Genomic DNA, 4,253 nt, shown 5'->3' with positions numbered 1-4,253 from the left:
TGGCTGAGATAGTGATTATCTCAGGTATGATCGTCCAGAAAAAGGATTTTCTTGAGCAAATTCAGGAAGCTAAGCGCCGTGGGAAAAAGGTAGCCGTTGGTGGTCCTTACCCGACCACCTCACCCCACGAACCTGAAGGGGCTGGGGCAGATTACTTGATTTTGGATGAAGGGGAAATTACCCTACCGATGTTTGTCTCAGCGATTGAACGGGGCGAGAGTCAAGGGGTGTTTCGTGCCAATGGTGAGAAGCCGGATGTGACGGAGAGCCCAATCCCCCGTTTTGATCTTCTCGACCTCGAAGCCTATGACACTATGGCAATCCAGTTCTCTCGGGGCTGTCCATTTCAGTGCGAATTCTGCGATATTATTGTCCTCTACGGTCGCAAACCCCGCACCAAAACTCCCGAGCAGTTGTTAGCTGAACTAGAACGCCTCTTAGAACTGAATTTCCAAGGGGGGATTTTTCTAGTCGATGACAACTTTATTGGCAATAAGCGCAATGTCAAGATTCTGCTGAAAGCCATGAAAGTCTGGATGGCTGAACACGAGTATCCTTTTAACTTCATCACAGAAGCTTCCGTGGATTTGGCTCAAGACCAAGAACTGATCGACCTGATGGTCGATTGTAATTTTAAAGCGGTCTTTTTGGGCATTGAAACTCCTGATGAAGACAGCCTTACCCTGACTAAAAAGTTGCAAAATACTCGGGATTCTCTGAGTGAATCGGTGGATGCAATTACCCAGGCAGGTATCAGGGTGATGGCTGGGTTTATCATGGGCTTTGATGGGGAAAAACCTGGCGCAGGCGATCGCATTGTCCAGTTTATTGAGAAAACGTCGATTCCTATTGCTTTTTTTAGTATGTTGCAGGCATTGCCTAATACTGCTCTGTGGCATCGCCTTGAGAAAGAAGGACGACTTATCGATGGTGGGGCTAATATTAACCAAACGACTTTGCTCAATTTTGTGCCAACTCGGCCTGTGGAAGAAATTGCTCGTGAATATGTGGAGGCGTTTTGGAGACTGTATGACCCAGAGCGATTTTTAAACCGCATCTACAACTACTTGATGAAGCTGGGTCTACCAAGGCATGGTGTATCTCGTCCGATCGATTGGATAACTATCCGGGCGCTACTAACCATATGCTGGCGACAAGGGGTTGTCCGTAAGACCCGCTGGACGTTCTGGAAGAGTCTGTTTAAGCTGATTCAGCAGAAACCGAAAGTGGTCGGCTCTTTCTTTGTACTTTGTGCCTACGCAGAACACTTCCTGGAATATCGCCAAATTGTCCGTGACCAAATTGAGGCTCAGCTGGCTGAATTTATGACTAATAAACCAGCACCTTTACCGGCTAAGAATGAGGAAGTGGCGGTAAGCGAATCCGCGATCGCATAATTCATTCTTTAGGGAACAGCGGATCTGGGAACAGGGCAAAAATTGGTGTACCTGATGACGATCACAACTGCTAGATAAGAGTGCGATCGCAAAACGTTGCGTCAGTCTTGGAATGAATAGGAGTAGAGTGGGCATCCTGCCCGCCCCAAAATAAGGAGGAAACTGGCAAGATGCCAGTTCTACACAAGATGCCAGTTCCACGCCTGATGCCCATTCTACAGGTGCGACCCGACTCCCGATTCCCGACTCCCTGTTCCCTATTCCCTGTTCCCTATTCCCTGTTCCCTTAAAAATTAAGGCTCCTTCGGAATAGACTCAACCATGACCTTCAATCAACAGCACGCTATTATCACAGGGGGTTCCAGTGGGATTGGCAAAGCCACTGCCAAATTATTAGCCCAGAAGGGAGCTAATCTGACCTTGATTGCTAGGGATACAGCTAAGCTAGAGCAGGCTAAAGTCGAGATTGAAGGGATGGGAACAGATCCGCAAGCAAAAATTATAACTATTTCTGCTGATGTTTCCCAGCAGATACAGGTAGAAACAGCCATTGAGCAAGCAATCGACCAAATCGGTCCGGCTGACCTATTAATCACTAGCGCTGGTATTGCTCATCCCGGTTACTTCCAAGAGCTGCCCATAGAGGTATTTGAACAAACCATGGCAGTTAACTATTTTGGTTCCCTCTATGCAATTAAAGCAGTACTACCCAGCATGGTAAAGCAACACAAGGGTCATATTGTACTGCTATCTTCCGGTGCTGGACTGATTGGTATTTATGGCTATACCCCTTACAGTCCCAGTAAATTTGCCCTGCGGGGTTTAACGGAATCCTTACGGGGTGAGTTAAAGCCCCAAGGCATTCATGTTTCTATTGTCTATCCTCCCGATACCGATACCCCACAACTGGAAGCAGAAAATAAAACTAAGCCCCTGGAAACTAAGATGATTACTGGCAGTGCCCAGATGTGGAGTGCAACTGCTGTAGCGAATCAGATTGTACGAGGTATTGAGAAAAAGCAGTTTGGGATCATGCCAGGATTCGAGATGAGATTACTAGGCCGGTTTCATAGTTTGCTCGCTCCGGTATTGAATTGGTATTTTGATCGGATTGTTGCAGGGAATCGGGAATCGGGAATCGGTAATCGGGAATCGGGGGAAGACTAGTTTGAAGGATTAGACACTCAGGAGTCGGATAATTACCCTTAATAAAAATCTCCCCATCTCCCCATCTCCCCATCTCCCCATCTCCCCATCTCCCCGCGCCCCCGCCCCACACTCTCTATCAACTACAAGGCATCAGCTGAGTCAATCGCAGAACAATCTGATCAATTCCTTTTTCTAAGACTTTGCCTGACTGGGATGGTTGATTAACCATGATGCTAAACACAATAGTTCCGTAATCGGGATGTTCTAGATATCCAGACAGAGCTTTCACTCCTCTGAGGGTGCCGGTTTTGGCCTGAACTTTGGTTTGTGTAGAGGGATGACGCAACCGATTTTTGAGGGTACCGCTCACTCCTGCAACCGGTAAAGAGGCTAGGAAAACTTCGTTATTATTGGCATCACTCATCCCTTTGAGAGTGGTTACAAATACCTCTGGAGTCGCTAAATTTTTCCGGGATAAGCCAGACCCATCTACCAGTCGATAACTATTAGGGTCAACTCCCAATTCCGCCAAAGCATCCTGCACTACTTCCGACCCGCCAATATAGCGCAATAAGGTATCAGCATAGCTATTGTGGCTTTTTAGATTCGTTATCTTTACCCATTCTTCCATTGACTTAGAGCGAATCGGAGTATTGGGATGAAGCTTGTTTAATGCTGCCGCTGTAGTTAATAGTTTGATGTTAGAAGCAGGGATAAAGTATTGATTAGCATTGTGGCTGTAAAAAATCTTCTCTTCCGATAACGATTCAACCAAAATCCCCCATTTACCTCTGGCAAAAGAAGGATGATCGATAATCGAGTCAATCACTGGTGGCAGAAACTCCGGACAAATGCCATTCTTGTTGCTTTCGGGAGGGGGAACAGGGATTTTAATGGAATCTGGATCTGTGTCTGGAGGAAGGACAGAAATTTCCAGAGATTTTTCCTGTTGCCTTAAGTCCGCAACTGTTCTAGCGCTAGCTTTTTTAGACGTAATAGGAGTTACCGTAGTGAGCACAGCTACAGTTAGCATTCCTAAGGATTTCAACCAATAATTCAATTGGGTCATAGTGAGGTAGTCGTGTTGCTACAATTCAACAAGCACTAACAGATCAAAAAAAGCATTGGTAGTTTAGGGTTTTATCCCAAACTACATCCTACAATACCTTTGACAAAACTGAATAATTTTTCGTTGCTTAATTAAAAATAAGCATCCCAAAAATCAAGACATTATAATAGTCCCGATCTAGACTATGACTATTCTTTCAATATTCCTGAATTTTATTCAAAAACAGATTATATTTCTATGAATCTTAGATGAATTTATCCATTTTTTTTTTAAGGTTGTTCCCTCTTGGGGTTCCTTGTCAGGTGGGTTGTTCGCGTAGCGTGGCCTTTGGCCAAGGTTACAGGTTGAAGGTTACAGGTTGAAGGTTGAAGGTTGAAGGTTACAGGTTGAAGGTTGTTGACCCTGGGGGTTTGAGTCTGGTGGGTTTAAGGTGAGTTTTATGTTAGTCCACCCACAGGTACTTCAATTTGTAATAGGGGAAATAATACATCAAATCTGGTTAGGTTTCAGCAGTTTGCGTTCGCGTAGCGTGGCCGAAAGGCCATCCCATTAAGGATTAGATACCGCAAGGTCAAAAAGTAGGGTGTGTTAGGGGCGCGCCTTGCCATCATATTCAACTTCGTAGCCAGTAGCCCCGA

Annotated in this window: 3 protein-coding genes; 2 read left to right on the top strand and 1 reads right to left on the bottom strand. The window is 45.5% G+C overall.

Annotation, left to right across the window (positions count from 1 at the left end; all coding sequences use genetic code 11):
* The coding region (locus tag F6K20_RS26625) for a B12-binding domain-containing radical SAM protein (RefSeq protein WP_287296635.1) at positions 1–1,397 on the top strand (1,397 nt) is incomplete at its 5' end.
* A gap of 321 nt (positions 1,398–1,718) precedes the next feature.
* The gene (locus tag F6K20_RS26620; protein WP_008185353.1) at positions 1,719–2,564 is read left to right on the top strand and encodes an SDR family oxidoreductase; all 846 of its coding nucleotides are present in this window, start codon (positions 1,719–1,721) and stop codon (positions 2,562–2,564) included.
* Between the two features lie 118 nt (positions 2,565–2,682).
* On the opposite strand, the gene dacB is transcribed toward F6K20_RS26620, so the two are convergent.
* Positions 2,683–3,615, bottom strand: coding sequence for a D-alanyl-D-alanine carboxypeptidase/D-alanyl-D-alanine endopeptidase (gene dacB / locus F6K20_RS26615; protein ID WP_008185355.1), 933 nt, complete (start codon positions 3,613–3,615; stop codon positions 2,683–2,685).
* Between the last annotated feature and the right edge of the window lie 638 nt (positions 3,616–4,253).

The sequence above is a fragment of the Moorena sp. SIO2C4 genome (assembly GCF_010672485.1).
GTDB classification, from domain to species: Bacteria; Cyanobacteriota; Cyanobacteriia; order Cyanobacteriales; family Coleofasciculaceae; genus Moorena; species Moorena producens.
Note: the sequence above shows the minus strand (reverse complement) of the source record. Positions and strands in the feature narration are given on the sequence as shown.

Coding starts and splice junctions, on each gene's coding strand:
- F6K20_RS26620 (WP_008185353.1), top strand. CDS start 1,719: ATGACCTTCAATCAACAGCACGCTATTATCACAGGGGGTTCCAGTGGG.
- dacB (WP_008185355.1), bottom strand. CDS start 3,615: ATGACCCAATTGAATTATTGGTTGAAATCCTTAGGAATGCTAACTGTA.